Source organism: Nostoc sp. (genome assembly GCF_036917635.1).
GTDB lineage: Bacteria > Cyanobacteriota > Cyanobacteriia > Cyanobacteriales > Nostocaceae > Nostoc.
In genome coordinates this window covers 112,806-136,605 of record NZ_JBALCW010000038.1, presented here as the reverse complement: position 1 = coordinate 136,605, position 23,800 = coordinate 112,806, and the positions used below count along the sequence as shown (strand labels likewise).

At 41.2% G+C, this 23,800-nt stretch carries 20 protein-coding genes; 11 read left to right on the top strand and 9 right to left on the bottom strand.

Annotated elements, in window-relative coordinates; all coding sequences use genetic code 11:
- Positions 1–401: 401 nt before the first annotated feature.
- The 4 genes from V7K32_RS28725 (at position 402) to V7K32_RS10885 (ending at position 6,909) form a co-directional block, all read left to right on the top strand.
- Positions 402–482: a DUF4114 domain-containing protein gene (locus tag V7K32_RS28725; RefSeq protein ID WP_442938722.1), complete on the top strand. Its 81-nt coding sequence runs from the start codon at positions 402–404 to the stop codon at positions 480–482.
- Positions 483–1,314: 832 nt separating this feature from the next.
- A complete protein-coding gene (locus V7K32_RS10895; protein ID WP_334992981.1) occupies positions 1,315–4,317 on the top strand; it encodes a peptidase domain-containing ABC transporter in 3,003 nt (1,000 codons plus the stop codon).
- Between the two features lie 162 nt (positions 4,318–4,479).
- Positions 4,480–6,063, top strand: a complete 1,584-nt coding sequence (locus V7K32_RS10890) for an HlyD family efflux transporter periplasmic adaptor subunit (protein ID WP_334992979.1) — start codon at positions 4,480–4,482, stop codon at positions 6,061–6,063.
- Between the two features lie 348 nt (positions 6,064–6,411).
- A complete protein-coding gene (locus tag V7K32_RS10885; protein ID WP_334992977.1) occupies positions 6,412–6,909 on the top strand; it encodes a DUF427 domain-containing protein in 498 nt (165 codons plus the stop codon).
- Between the two features lie 134 nt (positions 6,910–7,043).
- On the opposite strand, the gene purQ is transcribed toward V7K32_RS10885, so the two are convergent.
- From purQ to purS, 3 genes are all read right to left on the bottom strand, one after another.
- The gene (gene purQ, locus V7K32_RS10880; protein ID WP_334992975.1) at positions 7,044–7,718 is read right to left on the bottom strand and encodes a phosphoribosylformylglycinamidine synthase subunit PurQ; all 675 of its coding nucleotides are present in this window, start codon (positions 7,716–7,718) and stop codon (positions 7,044–7,046) included.
- Between the two features lie 434 nt (positions 7,719–8,152).
- Positions 8,153–8,602 (bottom strand): hypothetical protein, encoded by a 450-nt coding sequence (locus V7K32_RS10875; RefSeq protein ID WP_334992973.1) that lies wholly within the window; start codon positions 8,600–8,602, stop codon positions 8,153–8,155.
- A 407-nt stretch (positions 8,603–9,009) separates the two neighbouring features.
- The gene (gene purS, locus V7K32_RS10870) at positions 9,010–9,288 is read right to left on the bottom strand and encodes a phosphoribosylformylglycinamidine synthase subunit PurS (protein ID WP_334992971.1); all 279 of its coding nucleotides are present in this window, start codon (positions 9,286–9,288) and stop codon (positions 9,010–9,012) included.
- A 144-nt stretch (positions 9,289–9,432) separates the two neighbouring features.
- Between purS and V7K32_RS10865 the strand changes: the two genes are divergently transcribed.
- On the top strand, positions 9,433–9,837 hold the full coding sequence (locus V7K32_RS10865; protein WP_334992969.1) for a Fur family transcriptional regulator: 405 nt from the start codon (positions 9,433–9,435) through the stop codon (positions 9,835–9,837).
- Between the two features lie 112 nt (positions 9,838–9,949).
- On the opposite strand, the gene V7K32_RS10860 is transcribed toward V7K32_RS10865, so the two are convergent.
- On the bottom strand, positions 9,950–10,519 hold the full coding sequence (locus V7K32_RS10860; protein WP_334992967.1) for a Uma2 family endonuclease: 570 nt from the start codon (positions 10,517–10,519) through the stop codon (positions 9,950–9,952).
- 175 nt (positions 10,520–10,694) lie between these two features.
- Here V7K32_RS10860 and V7K32_RS10855 point away from each other — a divergent pair, with 175 nt between their 5' ends.
- A complete protein-coding gene (locus V7K32_RS10855) occupies positions 10,695–11,282 on the top strand; it encodes a pentapeptide repeat-containing protein (protein WP_334992965.1) in 588 nt (195 codons plus the stop codon).
- A 56-nt stretch (positions 11,283–11,338) separates the two neighbouring features.
- On the opposite strand, the gene V7K32_RS10850 is transcribed toward V7K32_RS10855, so the two are convergent.
- Both V7K32_RS10850 and V7K32_RS10845 read right to left on the bottom strand, forming a co-directional pair.
- Positions 11,339–12,346, bottom strand: a complete 1,008-nt coding sequence (locus V7K32_RS10850) for an SPFH domain-containing protein (protein WP_334992963.1) — start codon at positions 12,344–12,346, stop codon at positions 11,339–11,341.
- Between the two features lie 238 nt (positions 12,347–12,584).
- Entirely contained in the window at positions 12,585–13,019 is a 435-nt protein-coding gene (locus V7K32_RS10845; RefSeq protein WP_334992961.1) for an NfeD family protein, read from the bottom strand.
- A gap of 234 nt (positions 13,020–13,253) precedes the next feature.
- Between V7K32_RS10845 and V7K32_RS10840 the strand changes: the two genes are divergently transcribed.
- From V7K32_RS10840 to V7K32_RS10820, 5 genes are all read left to right on the top strand, one after another.
- Positions 13,254–15,242 (top strand): protein phosphatase 2C domain-containing protein, encoded by a 1,989-nt coding sequence (locus tag V7K32_RS10840; protein WP_334992959.1) that lies wholly within the window; start codon positions 13,254–13,256, stop codon positions 15,240–15,242.
- Positions 15,243–15,464: 222 nt separating this feature from the next.
- Positions 15,465–16,007, top strand: coding sequence for a hypothetical protein (locus tag V7K32_RS10835; protein WP_334992956.1), 543 nt, complete (start codon positions 15,465–15,467; stop codon positions 16,005–16,007).
- An 11-nt stretch (positions 16,008–16,018) separates the two neighbouring features.
- A complete protein-coding gene (locus V7K32_RS10830) occupies positions 16,019–16,723 on the top strand; it encodes a mobilization protein (RefSeq protein WP_334992954.1) in 705 nt (234 codons plus the stop codon).
- An 864-nt stretch (positions 16,724–17,587) separates the two neighbouring features.
- Positions 17,588–18,280, top strand: a complete 693-nt coding sequence (locus V7K32_RS10825; RefSeq protein WP_334992952.1) for a DUF4142 domain-containing protein — start codon at positions 17,588–17,590, stop codon at positions 18,278–18,280.
- A gap of 165 nt (positions 18,281–18,445) precedes the next feature.
- Positions 18,446–19,762: a Gfo/Idh/MocA family protein gene (locus V7K32_RS10820; protein WP_334992950.1), complete on the top strand. Its 1,317-nt coding sequence runs from the start codon at positions 18,446–18,448 to the stop codon at positions 19,760–19,762.
- Between the two features lie 353 nt (positions 19,763–20,115).
- Here V7K32_RS10820 and V7K32_RS10815 read toward each other — a convergent pair whose 3' ends face one another.
- The 3 genes from V7K32_RS10815 to V7K32_RS10805 form a co-directional block, all read right to left on the bottom strand.
- Positions 20,116–21,750, bottom strand: a complete 1,635-nt coding sequence (locus V7K32_RS10815; protein ID WP_334992948.1) for an alpha-D-glucose phosphate-specific phosphoglucomutase — start codon at positions 21,748–21,750, stop codon at positions 20,116–20,118.
- A gap of 458 nt (positions 21,751–22,208) precedes the next feature.
- The gene (locus V7K32_RS10810) at positions 22,209–22,877 is read right to left on the bottom strand and encodes a DUF6875 domain-containing protein (protein ID WP_334992946.1); all 669 of its coding nucleotides are present in this window, start codon (positions 22,875–22,877) and stop codon (positions 22,209–22,211) included.
- 170 nt (positions 22,878–23,047) lie between these two features.
- A complete protein-coding gene (locus V7K32_RS10805; protein WP_334992944.1) occupies positions 23,048–23,764 on the bottom strand; it encodes a DUF6875 domain-containing protein in 717 nt (238 codons plus the stop codon).
- Positions 23,765–23,800: the final 36 nt, after the last annotated feature.

The following is a 23,800-nucleotide window of genomic DNA, read 5'->3' as shown; positions in this document are numbered from 1 at the left end:
AAAGTAAAATCTCTGTATTTGGCTCGTAGTTGCGCCCTCTTGCGCTTTAGCGCAACTACGAGCCAGTGATGATTATTTGCGCCCACTTACTTACAGCTTAGGTTGAATATTTATTCATTAGTTAAGTTGTGGCAATTTTGCAAATGCGAGGGATGATATTCCCTCATTTTTTATATTTGTTAGCTGAAACAGCAAGAAGTCTCTCGCCCACCAGATGAAACCAATTCGCACTCCTCCGGCTTTGTGCGTTGGCAATTAAACTAAGCCCAACACTAGTGGTCTGTAGTGGTGTGTCCCAAAAGTTTTCAGAGGTTCGTGGTGTTCAGATGCCCGACTTTTTGAAGAAGTCGGGCATCTCGCAGCCCCGCAAAATTAATGGGACAGAACACTAGGGGTAGGGGCTGGCCTTAGCGAATAACACCTTTGGTTTTGAAGATTTAGCAAATGGTGGTGACAAAGATTACAACGCTGTGATTGTGTAAGTAAATTTAAGTGTCAATGCTGCATAATATTAAACTAAATATATTACTTAGTAAAATAAAATAAATTAATACTGATTGTGAAATGGGATTGTTTCATATATGCCGATTATATGGACTCAATATTAATTAAAGCAGTAAATTTACTGAAGGCATTTCTTGTCTTTGCTTCATAAATTTAATAGTTATTACTGTAAGCTGACAAAAAATCTTCACCTTTACTTTTCTAGTTAATTTTTATTAAATTAAGCTAGCAAAAAATTGATGGGGAATTCTTTTACAAATCGGGTATGGCGCTGTTACCGAGAAAAGCTTACCGTTTTTGCCATCAGTGATAGTGTCAATTCCTATACTCAAGGATTTATCAGAAAAATTCAGAAATTTAAAGTTTTTTTTATTACATAATTCTTAACTAGGGTATTTACTTAAAAAAGAATTTATGATAATTTCATGTTGATTATCCATAGATTAAAATGGGTGGCGCTAAATTTAACAACTGCATTTATGTGTCTTAGTTTGATGATGAGTGTCTATTTTAGATAATTGCAATAACAAATACTGGGTTAGATGGTGTATAAAATATGTAAGTTAATCAAGCGATAACTTAATCCTCAATGTATTTCCACTTTACTTTATGAAAAAGCCATAACAATTGTAACGGTGTGATATAAATGGGCTGCAATTAGTCGAACCTCGCCTCTGTAGTTTGACATCTTTAGACACAGGAATTCCACAGAAGTCTTAGCATTAATAGCATAAAAGCAAACACTGGCACTGTTAGTAAAAAAAACTCCCTAATAATTTCGGCTTAATTCCTCACTTTTACTTGTTTTATATGACTTATATCAAGAACAGTTTCCTCGAATTTGTCACCACCCTAGAGGGGTTTGATCACTTACCAGATGGGGCGATCGCTAACCTATCAGAACAGGTGCAAGCTTGGCGCTATCGCATAGGTCAGAAAATCATCGGTAAAGAAAGTCTCCCGCAACAGATCACGATCATTTATGAGGGACAAGTGCGGCTGTTGGGATACGATCCTCAGACGCAACTGCCAATTACCCTAAAATTGCTGCAAGCGGGGGAAATTATCGGCGAAATTGGTTTGTTGCGCGATGTCGCCTGTGAAACAGCGATCGCCTCCACCGAAGTAGTATGTTTAACCTTGAATGCATCGGCATATTTTAGCTTTATGGGTTTATACCCAGCTTTTGCCAATGCTCGCAAGAACCACAGCTATTTGGTGGAAGTTTTTGATGTTCTCAGCTCATATTGGAAACAGCAACCGCTTGCTACTTTAAATTTTAAAGAAGTGGCAGAAAACGCTTTACCACAAGCGAAAATACATTACCTCCCTCCAGGAGCAACTCCATTCAACCAACTCGATAGCGAAAGGGTCTGGTTTTTGAGTGGCGGAGGCACAGTAACGAATTTCTCACCTGGCGATCGCATAGAATTAGACAATGCCAGAGACAATATCCAAGTCATAAGTCAAAACCCCGCCCGCTTGGTTGGTATACATCCGTCAGATTTGATCTTGGAAGATAGTCATGAGATAGTAGTTGCGGTAAATAATACCAAATTAGATAGCCAAGAGGAATTAGATATTCCCTACGCATCAGACGAAATAGTTCCCCAGACAGCCCCCCCAACCTTAAAGAGTTCCTCAAAACAAAAATACCCGTTTTTTAGTGGTAAGGGAGAATTAAATACAGCCTTCGCCTGCTTCCAAATGATCGCGAAGCACCTAGAAATGCCGTTTCGTCGAGAAGTGGTTCGCCGCATCTTAACTGAGCAAGTCAAACGTCAGGGTGTCATATCGTTTCAAGTTACTGCTTACTTGGCAGAGTTAATTGGACTGAAGGCGCAGTTGTTAGAGCTACCAATCGCCTCAGTGACGCGCATTCCAACACCGGCGCTGATTCGCTACGGTGATAATTTTGCCGTTTTATATGAAGTGGATGCAAATACGGTGGTTGTGGGTGTCCCATCCAAAGGAATTGTCCGCTGCAAACCCGCTCAATTGGTTGAACAATTAGATGTTGATCCAACCGACTTTCCGCCCAAAGTTAGGGTATTATTGCTGAATGCTACCAAAGAAACACCTCAAGAGCGCTTTGGTATACGGTGGTTTCTCCCCTATTTGTCACGCTATCGTCGAGTCCTGATAGAGGTCTTTATCGCTTCATTTTTCGTGCAGTTGGCAGCGTTGGCAAACCCTTTGGTCGTCCAGGTAATTATCGACAAAGTTATCACTCAAAATAGTATTGGCACTCTACATATTTTAGGAGTTTTACTATTAGTAGTCGGGGTATTTGAAGCAGTACTCACTACCTTAAGAACCTACTTATTTGTTGATACCACTAATCGGATCGATATGAGTTTAGGGTCGGAAATCATCGACCATTTACTACGTCTACCACTACGCTACTTTGAACGCCGACCGGTGGGTGAACTTTCTACTCGGATCAACGAATTAGAAAATATTCGTCAATTCCTCACCGGTACTGCTTTAACAGTGGGATTAGATGCTTTGTTTTCACTGGTTTATATCGGTGTGATGCTAATTTACAGTTGGCAACTCACCTTAGTCGGCTTAAGCACAATTCCGGTATTTATCATTGTCATCTTAATTGCTTCTCCCACCATTAGCAGACAATTACGTGGCAAAGCCGAACGCAACGCTGAAACTCAATCTTATTTAGTTGAGGTGATGTCAGGAATTCAAACAGTAAAAGCGCAAAATATTGAATTACGAACGCGCTTTTCCTGGCAAGAGCGTTACGCTCGGTTTGTTGCTGCTGGTTTTAAAACAGTTGTAACTTCCACCCTCGCCAATTCTACTAGCAGCTTCCTCAATAAACTCAGCAGCTTACTAGTTTTATGGGTAGGAGCTTATCTAGTACTCAAAGGAGAATTAACCTTAGGCGAATTAATTGCCTTTAGAATTATATCGGGTTACGTCACCAGCCCAATATTGCGCTTGGCTCAACTCTGGCAAAGCTTCCAAGAAACTGCCTTGTCGATAGAGCGTTTAGGCGATATTGTCGATACACCACAAGAAGGAGAAACAGACCGCTACAATATACCCTTACCGACGATCAAGGGAGGAGTAAAATATGAAAATGTTTCATTCCGCTTTGGCACAAGTGGACCTCTGCAACTTTCTAATGTCACCCTCGAATTTCTCGCAGGTCAATTTATCGGCATTGTCGGGCAAAGTGGATCTGGTAAAAGTACGATGATGAAGTTATTACTCAGACTTTACGAAACTGAGTCCGGCAGAATTTTGATTGATGGTTATGATATTTCCAAAGTGGAACTCTATTCGCTGCGACGACAAATAGGTGTAGTTCCCCAAGAAACGTTGTTGTTTGACGGTAGCGTTCAGGAAAATATTGCCCTGACGAATCCTGATGCGACAACCGAAGAAATTATCGAAGCGGCTCAGGTTGCGTGCGCCCACGAATTTATCATGAACTTACCCAACGGTTACAACACGCGGGTGGGAGAACGGGGTTCTGCACTTTCAGGGGGACAACGACAAAGAATTGCGATCGCCCGCTCTGTTTTACAACGACCAAAATTACTGGTTTTAGATGAAGCAACCAGCGCCTTAGATTATCCCACAGAACGGCAAATATGTCTCAATTTAGCCAAAGCATTCAAGGGTGAGACAGTATTTTTTATTACTCACCGATTGAACACCGTGAGTAATGCAGATATGATCGTCGTCATGGATAATAGCAGGGTTATAGAACAAGGCAGCCATCACGAACTAATGGCTCTTAAAGGTCATTATTCTTACCTGTATCAGCAACAAGATGTGAACGTGTAATTATTCATTGCTGGGGGCATGGCAAAGCAAATCAGCGTAGAGTAGGCACTATCACAAATATCAAAATCTAGGTTTTCAGCATCGATAAATAGTACCCACCCTACAAAAAATCCAAAATCGTTCGACTAAACGCTCACGACAAGTCCAAAATCCAAAATCGTTATGACTCAACTTAATGGGAATCACGTCAACGGCAATCAGAAAAACGGCAATCAGAAAAATGGAGTCAAGCAAGATTCACCAGTACTTACAAAACAACAGAAAGCTGCTCAACAGTCTTTAATCAACTCAAGTAGTCAGGAATTTGAGCAATCTATTGTCTTGCGCCAATCTCCAATTTGGTCGCGGACAATCATGGTTACTCTCATGGCGTTAGCCTTATTTGGAATTCTTTGGGCTTATTTTGCCAAAATTGAGCAAGTAGTTCCAGCAACAGGGCAATTAAAACCAGAAGGAACAGTCAAAGATGTTCAGGCTCCTGTGAGTGGAGTGGTGAAAACAGTTAATGTTAAAGATGGGCAAGAAGTAAAACCAGGAGATTTATTGCTGACTTTTGATTCTATTGCTTCTGTTGCTGAATTAAATTCTTTGAATAAAATTCGCATTGCATTAACTAAAGAAAACCAGATATATCGCCGATTGATGGGGGCAAGTAACGGCACAGGATCTGAACTGTTATATTTGCGTGGTAATTTGCCACAAGAAACTGCTTTTCTACTGAAAAGTCGGGCAAGTTTAGTAGGAGAAAATGAATTATTACGGACTCAATTAAAAAATTCTGGTGGAGATTCTGCACTAGGAATTGATGAGCAACAACTTCTACAAGTTGCCAAAAAAGAATTAGACTCTCGATCTTCAGCAGCACGATTAGAAGTAGAAAAAACTAAAAAACAACTAGCTCAAAATAAATATAAACTGCAAGATAGTAAAGCCAGTTTAGCTATTCAAGACGGGATTTTAGGTAAACTTAAGACATTATCAGAAGAAGGTGGTATTTCTCAGCTTCAGTATCTCAACCAGCAACAAGAAGTACAAAACCGCACGGCAGAAGTAGCGCAATTAGGTGAGGAAGAAAAACGCCTCCAGTTTGATATACAAAAAGGGCAACAAGAGTTAAGCAATACGGTGGCTCTATCTAATAAAAACATTTTGGATAAGATAAGTGATAACAAACAGCGTATTGCCGAAATCGATAGCCAATTCACTAAAGTTTTGCTAGAGAATGAGCAGCGTTTAGCAGATGTCAATAGTAAAATTTCTCAAGCACAGTTAAACGTTAAATATCAAGAACTCCGTGCGCCTGTAGCCGGAACAGTTTTCGATTTACAAGCAAAAAACCCTGGATTCGTAGCGACTCCGACTACAAAACTGCTACAAATAGTCCCAAATGAAAACTATATAGCTGAAGTTTTCATCACTAACAAAGATATTGGTTTTGTGCGAGAAAAGATGAGGGCAGATATCAGAATTGACTCTTTTCCTTACAGCGAATTTGGCGATATCAAAGGGGAAGTGCTTGGCATAGGATCAGACGCATTACCGCCAGATCAAACACATCAGTTTTATAGATTTCCGGCAAAGCTGCATTTAGATAGACAATCCTTAGTGATTAAGGGTAAAAACGTCAACTTGCAATCAGGTATGTCCATCAGTGCCAATATAAAAGTGCGCGAAGAACGGACTGTGCTTAGTTTATTCACTGAGATGTTTACCAAGCAAATTGATACCCTTAAAGAGGTACGTTAAATAATTCGTAATTCGTAATTCGTAATTCGTAAATTTTGTTTTGTAATGGGGATTTAGCGCTGCATTGCGGGCTTGGGGTTTCCCCCGCCGCAGGATGCGCGAAGCGCTGTAGAGGAGCAACTTTGCATTCGCAGACTCCAACACAAAACTTGCTTATTTTTAGAACCGGGGGACTTAAACCCACTGACAGCAGTTAAATCAGTGAACAGTCAACAGTTAAGCTGTTCCACATTTAACTTGCATATATTGGGCGCTCGTGTCGCCCACCCCACAAAAAATGTACAATTTCAAATTATGCAAACTAGATGTGGTTTAGCTTATCAGTTATTTTGACATCAAGATTTTAGGATGGTTAATTTTCAACGCATTGAACCCGCTCCCGGACAAGAATCAGTTTGGGATTACCCCCGTCCTCCTCGTCTGGAGGACACAAGTAAACATATCCAAATAATCTTTAACGGCGTAAGAATTGCAGATACCCACAACGCCAAACGTGTTTTAGAAACTAGTCATCCTCCTTCTTACTACATTCCCCCTGCGGATATCAAAATGGAATATTTGCAGCTGACACCGCAATCTAGCTTTTGCGAGTGGAAGGGAAGTGCTGGTTACTACACAATCCGAATTGGTGAAAAAGAAGTCCATAATGCTGCCTGGTTCTACCCTAGCCCTACACTAGCTTTTGGAGCTATGAAGGACTATGTAGCTTTTTATGCTCATTTAATGGATAAATGCTACGTGAATGGCGAAGAAGTGCAACCACAGCCAGGTAACTTCTACGGCGGTTGGGTCACCAGTGATATTGTTGGGCCTTTCAAAGGCGCTCCTGGTACTTGGGGATGGTGAGCCAACTTAGAATTTTGCCGAAATAACCCAAGTTGCTAATTATTGATTCGAGCGATCGCGGTTTGTAGAAGAATCTTACTCTATCTTTCAGACAGCGATCGCAAAATACCCAACCTAGTCGCCCGATATTTGCTCTAGGCTAATGCCGCTACCTTCTCTAACAATCCCTGAAACAGCCTTAAGCCATCGCTATTCCCCAGCATCGCGTCAGATGCTCTTTCTGGGTGCGGCATCATCCCCAACACATTGCCCTGGCGATCGCAAATTCCGGCAATGTTGTTCAGTGAACCATTGGGATTCTCACCTTCATAGCGAAACACAACTTGCCCGTTATCTTCAATTTCTGCAAGAGTGGCTGCGTCAGCGTAGAATTGCCCCTCTCCGTGGGCAATGGGCAAAGTGATAACTTCACCAGTCGTATAAGCTTGCGTCCAAGGGAGATTAGTCCGCTCAACTTTTAAGGGGACGCGATCGCAGATAAAATGCAAATCCCGATTTCTAGTCAATATCCCTGGCAAAAGTCCAGCTTCAGTTAATACCTGAAAACCGTTGCAAATACCGATTACAAACTTACCCTTTTGGACATGTTCGATAACCTGCTGCATCACGGGTGAAAAACGGGCGATCGCACCACAGCGCAGATAATCCCCGTAACTAAAACCACCAGGGATAATCACAACATCTAAATCAGTAATGTCCGTTTCTTGATGCCAAACCATGCGAGTCGGTTGTAAAAGCAAATCTCTGGTTACATAAGCAACATCGCGATCGCAATTAGAACCGGGAAAAACAATAACGCCGAATTTCATGATTAGTTAATGGGAGTGGGGAGTCAGGCATAAGGTGTGTATTAAATAATTAATTAAACCACGTCTATCTGGAAATCTATAGTTCTTCCATGATGAAAAGGATTTGCCCTCATCCCCCAACCCCGAATCCCAAATCTAGGATTCGGGGAGCCAGAATTTCAAACTCCCTCTCCCAAATCTGGGAGAGGGATTTAGGGAGAGGGTGAAAACTACGGTTCTCAACTTAGATAAAGTTTAATGTCGAATTTAAAGAAGTAATACCCACTTTTAAAACCCTATTTAAGAAAGGATTTGAGTCAATGACAACTGGCTCTTTAAACTGGATAACAACTCTTTAATATACATCATGTCTGCTACTAGTGCCACTACCTAACAGCCTTCAATCATGCGTATGTTATGTAGGTAAAAGCTCTAAATGTATACCTTCAGGAACCTTACTGCGCTGTGAAAGTGCCTATACTCCCACCAGCTTCGAGCGAACACCGAAAGATTACCCCTGAACCCTCATAGACATAAAGGTTGCCGAGATTCAGAGTTTGCCAAACTTTTGGCCCAGAGGTAGTATAAACTTGAGAACCAACAAAGTTACCGTTTCCAACACCATTAATCGAAACTGTTTGACACCAGCTATTATTTCCATAAATTTGATAAATTGACGTTGCATGATAACCTGCTGACAGTTGTAGGGTTCCTACAAGTTCAACACTGTAATTACAGTTATTGGTAATTCCTCCATAATTCAAAGTGCTTAAACATGAATTGTCTTTGGGAAAGGAATTCTTCATACTAGCTCCTGGCCCCGTTACTGCCAAAGCTTGGTTCGCCACTAAGCTGATGACTCCAGCCAACAAACTCACCAAATAACCTTTTTTAAAAAACCACATTTTTGTTCCCTCCGATTTTGCACATATTTCAGCTTAGGGACTTCCAAGAAATAAATTATTCCCATAAACGAACCACTCCAGACACAGAGAAGGCAGAGAGAAGAAATAGAGAGACTTTTTGCGTCAGTTTTGGAACATTTTTTTATTTGTCAGTCCCTTAATAATTGAATTTACCTGAGAAGGAAGCTTATTTTTTACAAGAATATTCTATCGTTACAATACTTTTTTATAACTTTTTTATATAATATTTAAGCTGTCAAAGACTTTTAAAATAATGATAATCAAAAAGAGGGAAAGTATGCCAGTGCCGCTCGCATACTCTCCCTCTCCTTTACACGATTATCATTTCTATGTTGAGTACTTTAACTCATTGACAAAATGCGCTTTATCCTAAACTATCATGGATGCTAAAATACCCCAGTCTGGGTTTCGACCTCAATCAAATCAAAGCGGTAATTTTCAATCACGGGATTTGCTAGCATTTGGTTACAAATTTGATCGAGGTCTTGACGCGCTTTTTTCTCTTCAGTGGAGGTAATGGTGAGTTCAATGTACTTACCAATCCGCAGCTGGTCAACGTTATCGTATCCCATTTGCTGAAGACCGGATTGTACAGCCACGCCAGCAGGGTCTAAGACTGAAGGACGAAGCGTTACGAAAATTTTGGCTAAATACTTAGTTTGCACGGGCTTTTGCTGAATGCTGCGATCGCTATACTATAACTTTCTGTTCCAACTGAGTGAAAATAAGATTACAAAGCAGTTAAAGTTAATTTATCAATTAGCCCATCTAACAGCTTCAACTACAGTGGCATATTAAAATAATTGTCTATGAGAGCCATACGCACCCGCAGTCAAGAGCGTATTTTCAATCTACTGAAAACCATCAAAAAAGGCATTTCCGCCCAGGATATTTATGTAGAACTACGTAACACCAATCAGAGCATGGGTTTAGCAACAGTTTACCGTTCCCTAGAAGCCCTAAAACTCGAAGGTATGGTACAAGTGCGGAATTTGGCTAATGGTGAAGCCCTCTATAGCCTAGCGCAGCAAGACAAACACCATCTTACTTGCTTGCAATGTGGTGTCTCAATTCCGATTAATCAATGCCCAGTTCATGACCTAGAAGACCAGTTACAATCCAGTCATAAGTTTAAAGTTTTTTACCACACCCTAGAGTTTTTTGGGTTGTGCAGCGAATGCCAAGTAAATCAAGCTACTGGGATTAGTCAATAGTCATACCAATTCTATGAGAGGAATAAAGCGTGTTTTACTCTTGAATTCTGGTCGGAGCTAACGGAAGGCTCTTTGGCTTTGCTCCTGAATTTTTTTGTTATAAATGCTTTATTCAAATAAAACTCAACCAACTAAATACGTCTGCAACTGTTAATTGCCAATTTTCAATAACACTCAAAACTGGTAAGATATCTTGATTTTCTTTTAATTCTGGTAATTTCTTGGGTTCAAAGATCATGATTGACTCATCAGCAGAATCGAGCAACCAACCTAACTTTGCTCCATTTTGAAGAGAAAATGTAATTTTGCGGATAACTCGGTTGGGTGATTGTTCCGGTGAGAGAATTTCGATTATCCAATCTGGGGGAATCTCAAATTTATTTGTAATTCTTCCATTAGAAAGCAATGGAATTCTTGGCCATTCAAAAACGGCAATATCTGGTACTATTGAACGACCTTCAAATGTACAACGTAATTCAGGAAAAGCATAAGCAATTTTTTGCGGTTTAGCAATCTCGTTAATAGCTGTGACTAAACTGCTTTGTAACGTACTGTGTTCTCCTTGTGGCATAGGTTTTTGGTATATTTGCCCGTTCAAATACTCACTTGCTGGTTTTGTCTCTGGTAGTTGTAAGAACTTTTCTACACTTAGTACTGTGCTTGGCTGAATAGATAATGTCATAATTTACAACTTATCAAAACTTGATTATTTGATGACGATAAGAATTTGACGGGTATTGCTAGGGATAGCCCGTCGTAGCATCGTATTCTTCTTACTAGCCATTGTAATTTTATCAAATAGGTTAGATGAAAAAAGCGCGATTTGGCAAGTTTAGGATGAGTAATAGTATTGAAAAATGAACGTCAAAAGACAAAGTATTACTGTTGAAGAGTTGTTGAGACGTTACGCTGCTGGGGAGAGAAATTTTGTTGGTATCTATCTCATTGAAAGTGACGAAGGATTGAGAGGCTGTAACCTGAGTGTAATTAACTTGAGTGGTTCCGAAATTGCGCTTTACATGGCTGATTTCAACTTGAGTGGGGCTGACCTCAGTGGAGTTTATATGCCCCAAACCCTCTTCGATCGAGCCATCCTTGTTGGTGCCAATCTCAGTGGTGCTATTTTGTGGCAAAGTGGTTTTAGCGATGCCAATCTGGGTGGTGCTAATCTCAGTGGTGCTATCTTGAGTGAAACTAGCTTTCGCCGTGCTAATCTCAGTAGTGCTAACTTGAGCGGAGCTAATCTCAACGATACTAGATTCAGGGGAACTGACCTGAGTGGAGCTAACTTCAGCAATACTATTTTTGATAGCGTTGGCTTCTATAGAGCTAACTTGACCGGAGCCAATTTGGACGGTGTTGAATTCAGGAGAGTATCCTTCCAAAACACCATTATGCCAGATGGAAGTATTAGAGATGGAAGTATTGGAGATGAGAGTTGCTGATGTAGGACATGAGGCATTGAGTATTGCTTCCCCCTCATCTCCCGCACTCCCCATTCCTAACTAGGGCGATTATTTTCTAATCCTGGTATTTCCTTAGAAAACAACTCGTTAGAGTCAACCTGACCATTTGAAATAACAGAACGCATACCCTCAAAAGCAGCAGGAATAGTGCGCGGATCTATAAATAATACCTTACTGCTATCGCTTTTACCAATTGTCGCGCCCATATCCAGATAGCCCAAAGCAAACAGGACTTCTACTGCTTTATTAGCATTGGGGTTAGTCTGGAGCTTTTGGGCAATAATTTCTGCTGATTCTGCGATCGCCTGGGCTTTCAAAACCTGCTGCTGACGTTCAGCTTGAGCCTTCAAAATGATCGCCTTTTGTTCAGCCTCCGCTTGTAAAATTGTCGATTTTTGACGAGCTTCTGCATCTAATATTTGTGCGTCAGCTTTACCTCTGGCGCTATTAACAGCAGCTTCGCGATCGCCCTCAGAAGTTAAAATTGCTGCCCGTTTGCGTCGTTCTGCCGACATTTGCAATTCCATCGATTCTCGCACCGCCTGAGACGGAATAATATCTCGCAACTCTACCCGTGTCACTTTCACACCCCAAGGATCGGTAGCAACATCCAAATCCTGTAATAAAAGTTCACTGATGTGGGAACGAGCAGTAAAGGTTTGATCCAATTCCAGTTGCCCCATTTCGGCGCGAATTTGAGTCAGCACCATGTTTACCATTGCCGACTGGAGATTTTCTACCTTATACCAGGCTTTTTCCATATCCACGATGCGCCAGTAAAATACTGCATCTACCTCAATGCCAACGTTGTCACGAGTAATACACTGTTGGGGAGGAATATTTAAGACTTTTTCGCGGATAGTTTCTCGGTAGACAACTCTATCTACAAAAGGAATGACAAAGTTTAGTCCTGGTTCCAGTTTTTTGTTATAGCTACCCAATCTTTCCACCAAAGCTTGATTACCCTGATTGACGACTTTCACAGATCCCGCTACAGCAGAACCACCAAGGGCTAAAAATACTAGTAAAAAGAACTGTTCCATTATGAATCTCCTGATTTTTAATAAAGGCAGTGGGGGAGCAGGGGGAGCAGGGGGAGCAGGGAAAGAATTCTAACTCCAAACTCCAAACTCCAAACTCCAAACTCCTAACTCCTAACTCCAAACTCCAAACTCCAAACTCCAAACTCCTAACTCCTAACTCCAAACTCCTAACTCCTAACTCCAAACTCCTAACTCCAAACTCCTAACTCCAAACTCCTAACTCCTAACTCCCCATTGACTAAGAATTCAACAGATTTTCTGGTATCACAATCAAAGTAGTACCTTCTCTTCTAACCACATAAACTCTTTGATTAGGTGGTACGGTAAATTTGTCATCGTCACATCTTGCTTGCCAAGAATTTCCCTCATACCGCACCCGCCCTGTTTTGCCAGGTAGAATTTCTGTTAAAGTTTCAGCTATGACTGCATCCCGAATTTTTGATTTGCGTAGTTTTGGTTGCAAAAACCGACGGGAAAGCAAAACTAGTGCTGTAGAAAACAACAGCCAAAGTACAACTTGCAACCATACACTTCCCAAACCCACTCCAGACAGCAGCGCCACCACAAAAGCGCTAATTCCCATCATGAAGGCGACAAACGCTGATGGTAAGAACAGTTCCATTAAACACAGAACTGCTCCTGCCAGAAGCCAGATTAAGGTAAAACTTGGCATATCGCCATCCTAAACTCTACATTGACGTAAATGCATTTCTACGATTAGATACAGCCAGACGTAAGTTATTTACAGAAAACAAAACTTGGTCTTTTTACCAATAATTTTGATTAATTTCAGTAACAATATGTAGCTAGCGGTACACAGTTACAGTCTATTCTAGCCTTCAACTTTTTGTCAGAATACAGTTAATCGAAGTTCATGAGTTGATTTGTTTGTTAAATTTATACCTTTATGATTTCTACTCAACTGATAATTTATTGTATAAATCCACGCTGTAATAGTCCTATTAATCCTATTGGAGATAGTGTTTGTGCCACTTGTCAAACTCCTTTAGTTCACCGCTATCTTTGGGCTACTGGCTCATTGTCTGCCAAAATATCACCAGGTATGAGGGTAGCACAGAGGTATGAGGTAATTAGTCCCCAGGTTTGGCTGGATACTCAACCGGGACTACCGCCAGATGTACCTGAAGAATTACCAACGGAAGTAATTTCTTATCTACGGTTATATCAGGAGCGGTTACATCTCCCCCAGCCTTATGGGTTTGTTAGTAATCTTGAGGGAGATACAACTGATATGCTCTTATTAGAAAATGTGCCGATAGATGAAAGAGGAAATATCTATCCAACTATTGTTGAGGCATGGGAGCAAGCAACGGCGGTACGACAAGTTTATTGGCTGTGGCAAATTCTCCAACTTTGGACACCTTTATCAGAATTGGGACTTAGCCGCAGTTTACTAGTAGTAAAAAATTTGAGAGTTCAAGGTTGGTGTGTGCGCTTGTTGGAACTCTACCAAACACCAGCAGATAAGAAACTAAGTTTACGGAATTTGGGGGAGTTTTGGCGGTTTTGGGTAGCGTCTGCAAAAGCATCAGTAGCCAACGGGTTACAGAAAATAGTCCAGCAGATGTGTGAAACTGAGGTTGAGTTAGAGACTATTAATATTCAACTCAATAATTTACTACTAGCATCTGCTGCTGAATTGCCATTAGTTTTGAAGGTGGCAGGGTCTACAGATATTGGCCAAATTATGGCGCAAAATGAAGACGCTTGCTATCCAAATGCTTTGAGTGACTTAGATGAACCTTTATTGCACCACTTGTCGATTGTTTGCGATGGCATTGGCGGACATGAAGGGGGCGAGGTTGCCAGTAGGTTGGCAGTGCAGTCTGTAAAGTTGCAAATTCGCGCTTTACTCAAGGAGGTTACAGAACAAACTGTACTTGTACCACCAGAGTTGTTGCAGGAACAATTAGAAGCAAGCTTACGGGTGGTAAATAATTTGATTTGTACCCGCAATAATGAACAAAAACGCCAAGGCAAAGAACGCATGGCTACAACTATTGTTATGGCGGTGCAAGTTCCACAACGAGTGCAGACGAGTACTGGGTGGCAATCAAATAATACCCATGAACTTTACTTGGCTAATATTGGTGATAGCCGTGCTTATTGGATTACTCGCAATTATTGTCAGCTACTCACAGTAGATGATGATGTGGCAACGCGGGAAGTACGCTTTGCTAAAAGCTTATATCGAAAAGCGCTCTTGAGAGTAGATGCTAGCGCTTTAACTCAAGCATTAGGGACAAGAGATGCAGAATCTATGCGTCTCAAGCTTCAACGATTCATTGTAGAAGAAGATGGCATATTGCTACTTTGTTCTGATGGTTTAAGTGATAATAACTTGGTGGAACAATCTTGGCAAGATTATGCAATACCCGTGCTAACAGGTGAACTGACAGTTGAAGATGCTGTCGGCAACTGGATTGACTTGGCAAACGAAAAAAATGGGCATGATAATATATCGGTTGTTCTCACTTATTGCCGTGTCTCCCCAGAATACTTAGTACCTGTGACTCCGGTGTTGCCAGAAGAAATTATAGAAGCAGAGATACAAAAAGAACCAGAGGAACTACAAAAACAAGAGGAACTAGAAGAACCAATTTCTTTTACAGAGAGTTCGCAAGCTTTGCTAGATTTGGATCTAGACTTGGATCTTTCAGAGGAACCACCTTTGAGCTTTGAAATTCCACCAACTTTAATTACAAAACCTAAGCGGGGTAAACGTTTGGTAATGGTGGGGGGAGTGTTGGCCTTGCTTGTGGGGGGTACAACTCTGGGATTATTTGCTTGGTGGCAAATTAATCCTCAAGGATTTCAGCAGATGTGTCGGCAACTTCCCCAAAGAGTGCAGCAAGTGTGTCCGACTGGTAAATAAGGAATGGGAACTTGATAGGTGTATATTATACATTACTTGATTTCAACGATTAATTACTTATATGTTTGGTTTTGCTTTTGACATCAAAATTTCGAGTTGCAAAATATGAGTTGAGCTAGATGGCGTGAGAGCATGGTTTAATTAATGTCTGTGTGGTTATTACCCACACAAGAACATGTGGTGATAGGATTAATAAAATTTTCAGTTCAGTGATCATCAAAAATGGTACGCACAACCCCAGGACAGAAGATTCCAATTGATAAACTCTCCCGGACGCTGGCAGAATTAGAAAAGCTAGAAGAGAAAGCTAAAGAGGAATTATCCCTGCGAGAGAGTATTGACTTTCTACGTGAACAACTTCAATCAGCACTGAAGAAAGGCTATAGTTATCAAGACCTATCGGAGTTACTAAAGAAGCAAGAAATAAAAGTTTCAGCAGCGACACTTAAGCAATACTTAACTGAGATTGAAAAAGAAAAGCGTTCTCGTCAGCGAAGGGCTAATAAACCAAAACAAGTTTTATATGCGGAAAATTCGGCTCAGACTTCAACAGAATCATTGTTAACACCAGTAGTTATAGGAATAACTAAAGACTCTCAAAACGCTCCGAAAAATTTAGGTCAATTAACTCAGGAGTCAAAAGAGAAGCAATCATTGTCAGATGGGGGCAATGACTCTCAGAAAACTGCTAAAAATAGTAGGCGACAAAGGCCAAAAACTTCTAAGTCTAGTTCAGATATATTGAGTGAGTTTAATCAGTATTAAAGGTGGGTGTTATGCCGACGATTCATTTGGTAGATGGTGAAAAGGGTGGAGTAGGAAAGTCTCTAGTAACTAGGACAATGATTCAGTACTTTCTGGATAAGAAAATCTCGTTTGTACCAGTAGAAACAGATAGGTCAAATCCAGATGTGGCAGGAGTTTATAAGGGAATATGTCAGTATGCAGTGTTTAGCGAGAATGAACGGCAGGCTGATAAGGCAGATAGAATATTTGAGATGGCGACAAGTAAGCCAGTAGTTGTGAATTTGGCAGCACAATCGCATAGAGCAGTTTTTGACTGGATAGAAAGAAATCAGTTAATTGAATTAGGGAATTCCGAAGGAGTGACTTTTTGCAAATGGTTTGTCTCTACAGGAGGATATGATAGTCTTAACCTGTTTGGACAGTCAGTGAATAGCTATGAGGATAAAATGCCTCATATTCTGGTACGCAATTTAGGGCTGTGTGATGATTGGGAGCATGTAGAGTCAGATGTGAATATACAGAAACTAATCAAAAAATATAAAATTATTGTTATAGATTTTCCGAAACTAGCATATAAAGAAAGAAACATCATAGACCAAAACAGAATGACCTTTGCTGAGGCAAGAGAGAATAAAGAATTTGGTATTATAGGAAGACAGAGAGTAGTAAACTTTTTGAAGCTTGCTTATGGAGCATTTGAGAAGGTAGGTATCTGGGATGAAGAAGTTAAATAAGAGATATTGTGGACGTTGAGGTTTGGTCTGATGAAGTTTTTAATCAATCAATTTATCCTCTAAAACAGAAGAACTTTATTTTCTACCTCAAATAATGACGTAAAGATTGCAGGAAAAATTTTGAGGTAATTTCTCAGAAATTCAACAGCCTACTCTCTCCACACACGATTATCATTTTTATTAAAAATATTTTGATTTTCATACCTAAATTCAGCAACGCCAAATTTTTATATACCAAAAGATAGATATGTGTAGGTAATATGTAGCGATCGCAGCTATTTTTTTGCGATAAAGACGCTTGCAGTCTAATTTATTTAAAATAATACCGCTTGAAGCTTGCATTGTGAATGCATCTTGCGGAGTAGATTTCAAAACACACCTTAGTTAGAGTCTCTGTGCCAGATTGCCGTGATACTATACGGTTTATTCCTGTTGTTGGTTGTAGGAGACAATTATGGAAATTAGTAAAACTTACGCACTGTACAAATGGATTGTGATGTGAATTAACGATCTTGAGGAAGTTTTCAGGCTTTTCTTAATTATCCTGCGATCGCAAATAGACCGTGTTGTAAGGAAGATTGCTGTACCCTTACAAAAGATGTGATTTTTCACTTAAGCATATTTACAATTTATTGTCAATGCGTAAGTTGTAATCAGTTATAACTGTTAAAAATTAAGAAGTACGAATTAGTTTAATTGGGAAATGTTGAATCTATTTGTACAATTCACCCCGACGGCATCTGGCTCAGATTAATCAGCTTTGTTTGTAATTTGTGATTTCAATTCGTAATTAGCCAGTATTAGTCGCTACGATTCTCCCTTCCAAGATACAGCTTGATCCAAAAAAAACATTAATTAAAAGATATGCACAACTTCAAAATACTCTCTACCGGTTTAGTAGCGATCGCCTTATTGGCAACTGGTTGCACACCAACCGATCAACATAGTCAAAATACATCAGAAGTTCCAACTGCTCAGTCTGTGCAAACGACTGAGAGTCCATCACCAACTGCATCACCAACTGTATCACCAACTGCATCACCAACTGCATCACCAACTGCATCACCAACTACACCAAGGCAAAATAATCTCAGTTCTTCAGACAGACAGTTCATGATTGAAGCAGCTCAAGGTGGTTTAGCAGAAGTCCAACTAGGACAACTGGCATCACAACGTGGAGCTAAAGCAGCAGTAAAACAGTATGGACAGCGTATGGTTCAAGATCATACCCCGGTGAACAATCAACTCAAACAGTTGGCGACTCAAAAAGGTGTGACGCTACCAACTAGTATTGGTAAGAAAAATCAGCAAGTAAAGCAACGCTTATCTAAACTTTCTGGTACTAACTTTGATCGCCAATATATGAATCAGATGCTTCAAGATCATGAAAAGGATGTTTCCGCATTTCAAACTGAAGCTCAACAGGGACAAGATGCAGACTTGAAAGCATTTGCGGCTCAAGCGCTACCAACCCTCCAAGAACACTTATCACAGGCTCGTTCCATTATCAATCCTAAAAGTTCAACTAGCACCCCAACTCCAACTAGCACCCCGTAATAAGTAATCTGGCAAAATTATTTACACAACTGGACTTTAGGCAATAGCTCTTGACTATTGCCTTGTTGCCTCTTGCTTAAGATGACGTGTAATCAATTTTACTTAGGGACTTCCAATTTCAGTAGACGCAGGATAAATCCAAAATTTGATCATTAAGGAACCACGATGCCTGAATTGTTTAAAGGAGAATTTTCTCGTCGTCAAATTCTGACTACAGCTGGATTAGGAGCCATTTCAGCCGCCGCACTTGGTAGTATGGGTGAACAGGTTGCTGCCCAGGAACCGACTGGGCAAGCCACCCCAGACGGAGGCTCTTTGCCGCCTCAGATTCAGTTTCCGCCCATCTCAGAAAAGACTGAGGTTGATACGGGTGGCCCTCCGACTGCACTGCCTCCAGAGCGACGCTTGGGATTTGCGATCGTTGGACTGGGCAGACTGGCATTGGAAGAAATCATGCCTGCGTTTGCAGAGTGTAAACTAGCAAAGCCAACTGCATTAGTTAGTGGTGATGCTGCCAAAGCCAATCAAGTTGCACAGCAGTATGGCATCAAACCCCAGAACGTTTACAACTATCAGAATTACGACAATCTTCGCAACAATCCAGACGTTGATGTAATTTATATTGTACTTCCCAACAGTATGCACCGGGAATATACGGTACGTGGTGCTAAAGCCGGAAAGCACATTTTGTGTGAGAAGCCAATGGCAACCACAGTGGAAGATTGTCAGCAGATGATTGACGCGTGCAAACAAGCGAATCGTAGGCTGATGATTGCTTATCGCTGCCAATATGAGCCGCACCATCGCGCCATGATTCAGATGATCCGCAGCAAAGAATTAGGAACTGTGAGGGTGATTCAGGCAGATAACGGACAAAATCAGGGAGGTGACTTAAACCAGTGGCGATTGAAACGCGCCTTAGCTGGAGGTGGCTCTTTACCAGATGTAGGAATTTACTGTTTGAATGCAACTCGCTATTTGACGGGAGAGGAACCGATCGCAATTAGCGCCCAAATCTTCACCACTCCTGGCGATCCGCGCTTCAAAGAAGTAGAAGAAAGTGTCACCTTCCAGCTGCGGTTTCCCAGTGGGATACTAGGGATTTGCTCTACTAGCTACGGCTTTCACGAAGCGCGTCGGTTTCGTGTCTTCGGCTCTGATGCTTGGGGACAACTCGATCCGGCGTTTTCCTACAACGGTTTGCGGATGATGGTTTCACGCAAATCACCAACCAATAGCATGGCAGAAAACATTAGCGAAGTGCGGATAGGTGAGAAGAATCAGTTTGCCTTAGAAATCGATCACATGGCAGATTGTGTGATTCAGAATAAACAACCCCATACACCTGGGGAAGAAGGTTTGCAAGATCAAAGGCTAATAACCGTGATTTACGAAGCCGCACAAACAGGCAAAACGATTGCTCTCCCTCGTGTATCGGGATTGGATACCACTCGTGGGCCTGCTCCTCGAATGCTGAAGTAACTTTCCCCAAGCCTTTTCGCATATTGGCGTGATTAAGGTTGCCGTTTCATTAGCACACGCAGGTAATACCGGAACAGTTGATCTCAGAGATGTTGATGCAGCAAATGCTGCATCAAAACGTGGTAGTGGTATCAAAAGCTAAACTTACTGGCTCAAGATTGACTTTTGATCAGAGGCAGGGGGCAGTTATTGCTGGGGAAAAGGTACAAACCAAGCCGAATTGTAGGCCAAAGCTCCTCTGCTCCAAATATGCCGAGGCTTGAGAGCAACAACCGCTTTTTCGCTGGTTTTTCTCCCCTGCCCCCTGCCCCCTGCCCCCTGCTCAAGAGCTTTTTCACTTTTCCCTTGCGGTACTAGGTAATCACAGTTGGCTGTTCCCGTCCTGTCAGTTCGCGGATCTGGGCTATCTCCTGGGCAATAGTGATTAAAGAAGCAAGTGCTTGCTGTGGCTCAAGGTCATGTTTGGCGGGATCTGACTCGTAGCTTTCTAGATAAACTCTTAGAGTTGCACCTTGAGTACCCGTACCAGAAAGTCGCACCACAATTCGAGAGCCATCGGTAAAGCCAATGCGAACACCTTGTTGATGGCTAACGCTATCATCAATAGGGTCGGTATAACTAAAGTCATCACTGTATTCAACTTGATAGTTACCAAATTGCTTGCCTTTAAGGTTTGGCAATAAGGAACGCAGTCTTTCTATTAAAGTGTTGGCAGGCCCTGTCTGTATCTCTTCATAGTCATGGCGAGAGTAATAATTGCGTCCATAGGTTTGCCAGTGTTCTCGGACAATCTGCTCAACAGATTGTTGCCGCACTGCTAGGATATTCAGCCAAAACAGCACAGCCCATAGCCCATCTTTTTCGCGGATATGGTTAGAGCCGGTACCAAAACTTTCTTCACCGCAGAGAGTAGCTTTACCCGCATCTAAGAGATTGCCGAAAAACTTCCAGCCAGTGGGTGTTTCATAGGATTCAATCCCAATCTGAGCAGCAACTCGATCTACTGCTTGGCTAGTAGGCATTGATCGCGCTACCCCGGCTAAACCTGCACTATAACCAGGGACTAGCTTGGCGTTTGCGGCTAAGACTGCGAGGCTATCGCTAGGGGTGACAAAGAACTTACGCCCTAAGATCATATTGCGATCGCCATCTCCATCAAAAGCTGCCCCAAAGTCTGGCGCATCCTCTGCGTATAAAATATCTACCAACTCATGAGCATAAACCAAATTTGGGTCAGGGTGTCCGCCGCCAAAATCTTCTAAGGGTGTACCATTACGCACACTTCCCACTGGTGCGCCCAAACGTTGCTCAAAAATGGCATGGGCATAGGGGCCAGCCACCGCATGTAAGGCATCAATGCTGAACCCAAAATTTCCTTTGGTCAACAGTTGATGAATCCGTTCAAAATCAAACAGGGACTCCATTAACTCTTGATAATCATGTACGGAGTCAATCACCTCAACTACCGTCTCTCCTAAATGTGACTCACCTAAAGCTTCTAAATTTACATCTGGTGCTTCCAGAATTTGGTAGCTATCAATCACTTTAGTGCGATCGTAGATAGCCTCTGTCACCTTTTCCGGGGCTGGGCCACCGTTGCTAATGTTATATTTCACACCAAAGTCACCATTTGGCCCGCCCGGATTATGACTAGCAGACAAGATGATGCCACCAATAGCCTGATACTTGCGAATAATAGCGGAAGTTGCAGGAGTAGACAAAATTCCCCATTGACCAACTTTAATCCGTCCAATGCCATTAGCCGCAGCCATTTTCAAAATGATTTGAATGGCTTGGCGATTGTAATAACGACCGTCACCACCCAGGATTAGGGTTTGAAAGCGCAAGTCCCCTACAGAATCGAAGATGGATTGGATAAAATTTTCTAGGTAGTGGGGCTGCTGAAAAACCTTAACTGCTTTCCGCAGCCCAGAAGTACCAGGCTTTTGGTCGCTTAAGGGAGTAGTAGAGACTTTATGGATGTTCATAGAGAATGTTTAACAATGCATTTTCTTTTACAGCTTTACATAAGTTCGTTACAAAAAAAAATTGCTACGTATTATGTACCCATCGGCTACCAACCCCCCTGTCCTCCGATTCCCGATAGCGGTTCTGGGGGCAGGGGAAGTTTTCCCAGCCTGAATATGCTTATTCAGTACTTATTATCAGAAATCATTAGCTATAAAGATTAAAAAATATAACATTAATATGGTTTAGCGCATCTTCATACACAATAAGTATTACCAATGGCATAGAGTTGGGATTTTAAATTGCGATCGCTGATATTATCATTACTGAAATGCAGCTCGTAAATCTTAATCATTAGTACCAATGACTAAGGACTAAATCGGCGAAACACTATCCCTCCCGCCTTTGAAGGGATAAAATTCCCGCCGATTGGCGTTGACACGCATGAGCATTGCTGTGGTCTTAAAGAATGGTATATTTACCTGAAAATAGCTGTTTGTTCTTTCGCTAAAGCTAATGCTTGATGAGCATTTCTAAACTTGGTTTCATCTGTAAATTTATGACCAAAACATTTTAAATAAGCTTCCAGATATCGAATACGTAAGTATGGATCAGCCGGACTCTCAAGAAACGGGAGATCAGCTTCAACCATAAACCGGATAGCCAACAAGGGGATAGGGCTACGAAGTGGACGAAAGTTTGGGTTGTGCAAACCAGGAGTTTCATTACGTTTATGAAATTCTCCTATCATCAGTCCTGACTCAACAAAGAAAGGTTTAAGTTTTTGTTGGACACTATCTACTAGTTTAGAAGCATCTTCTATATGGATGTCAGGAAAGATAAGTAAAAAGGCTCTATTTATTGCTAATTCCTGCTCTTTAACTTCCATATCAAGAAAGATATCTCGGTAACTTCCAACAATTTCTTCTAATTGTTCTGGATACAAATCTTTTGTGTGAATAACTGCTAGACGAATACTGTTTGACTTGAGAGAGTGAGGTACAAAAGGGCAAACTACGCCGGGTCTTCCTAAGTTAGGATGAGGTCTTCCTAAAAAATTTTTCACCCAATTCATAATTTCAATTAAGTAAGGAAGGTCTTGATTTTGCTGGAGTTGTTCGATTTCCAGAGTTGTATAGAGTTGCATAAGCTTGAGAGGATGTTTGAAAAGTATTGCATGAAACACCAAAAGCCTCAGAACCTAACCCTCCTGTCCCCCTTTCCTACAAGAGAATGGGGTTTCAATACCTCTCTCCAAAATGGAGAGAGGATTAGAAATGGTTTTTTGGTATAACTTAAGACTTTCCAAACATCCTCTTACTTAATTGAACCGGATTCATTTATATTGCAATAATTCACCAAATTTTCTTGTTTAAGTTGTTCTTTCGCTAAAGCCAATGCTTGATGAGCATTTTTAAACTTTATTTCATCTGTAAGTTTATGACCAAAATGCTTTAAATAAGCTTCCAGATACCGAATACGTAGGTGTGGGTTATCTGGACTCATCAGAAAGGTAAGGTCAATTTCAGTCATCGGGCGGATAACCAGCAAAGGTATGGGGCTGCGAAGTGGTCGAAAGTTGGGGTTATGTAGCCCAGGATTCTCAGTCCGGTTATGAAATTCTCCTAGCATCAGTCCTGACTCAACAAACATAGGTTTAAGTTTTTTTTGGACACCATCAATTACTTTAGACGCCTCTTCTATATGGACATCAGGAAAGATAAGTACAAAGGCTTTACTTATTCCTAATTCTTTATCGTCATCGTCTGCTTCTTTCTTAAGGAAGACATCTAAGTAGGATCTCACAATTGCTTCTACTTGCTCTAAACACAAATTTTTTGTGCAAATGACTGCTAGCCAAATGTTATTTGACTTGAGAGAAGAAGGTACAAAAGGGCAAACAACGCCGCGTCTACCTAAGTCAGGATGAGGTCTTCCTAAAAAATTTTTCACCCAATCCATAACTTCAATCAAGTAAGGAAGGTCTTCACTTTGCTGGAGTTGCTCGATCTCAAGAGTTGTATAAAGTTTCATGAGTTTGACTCAAATAGGGTAATTGTCTAATTCAGA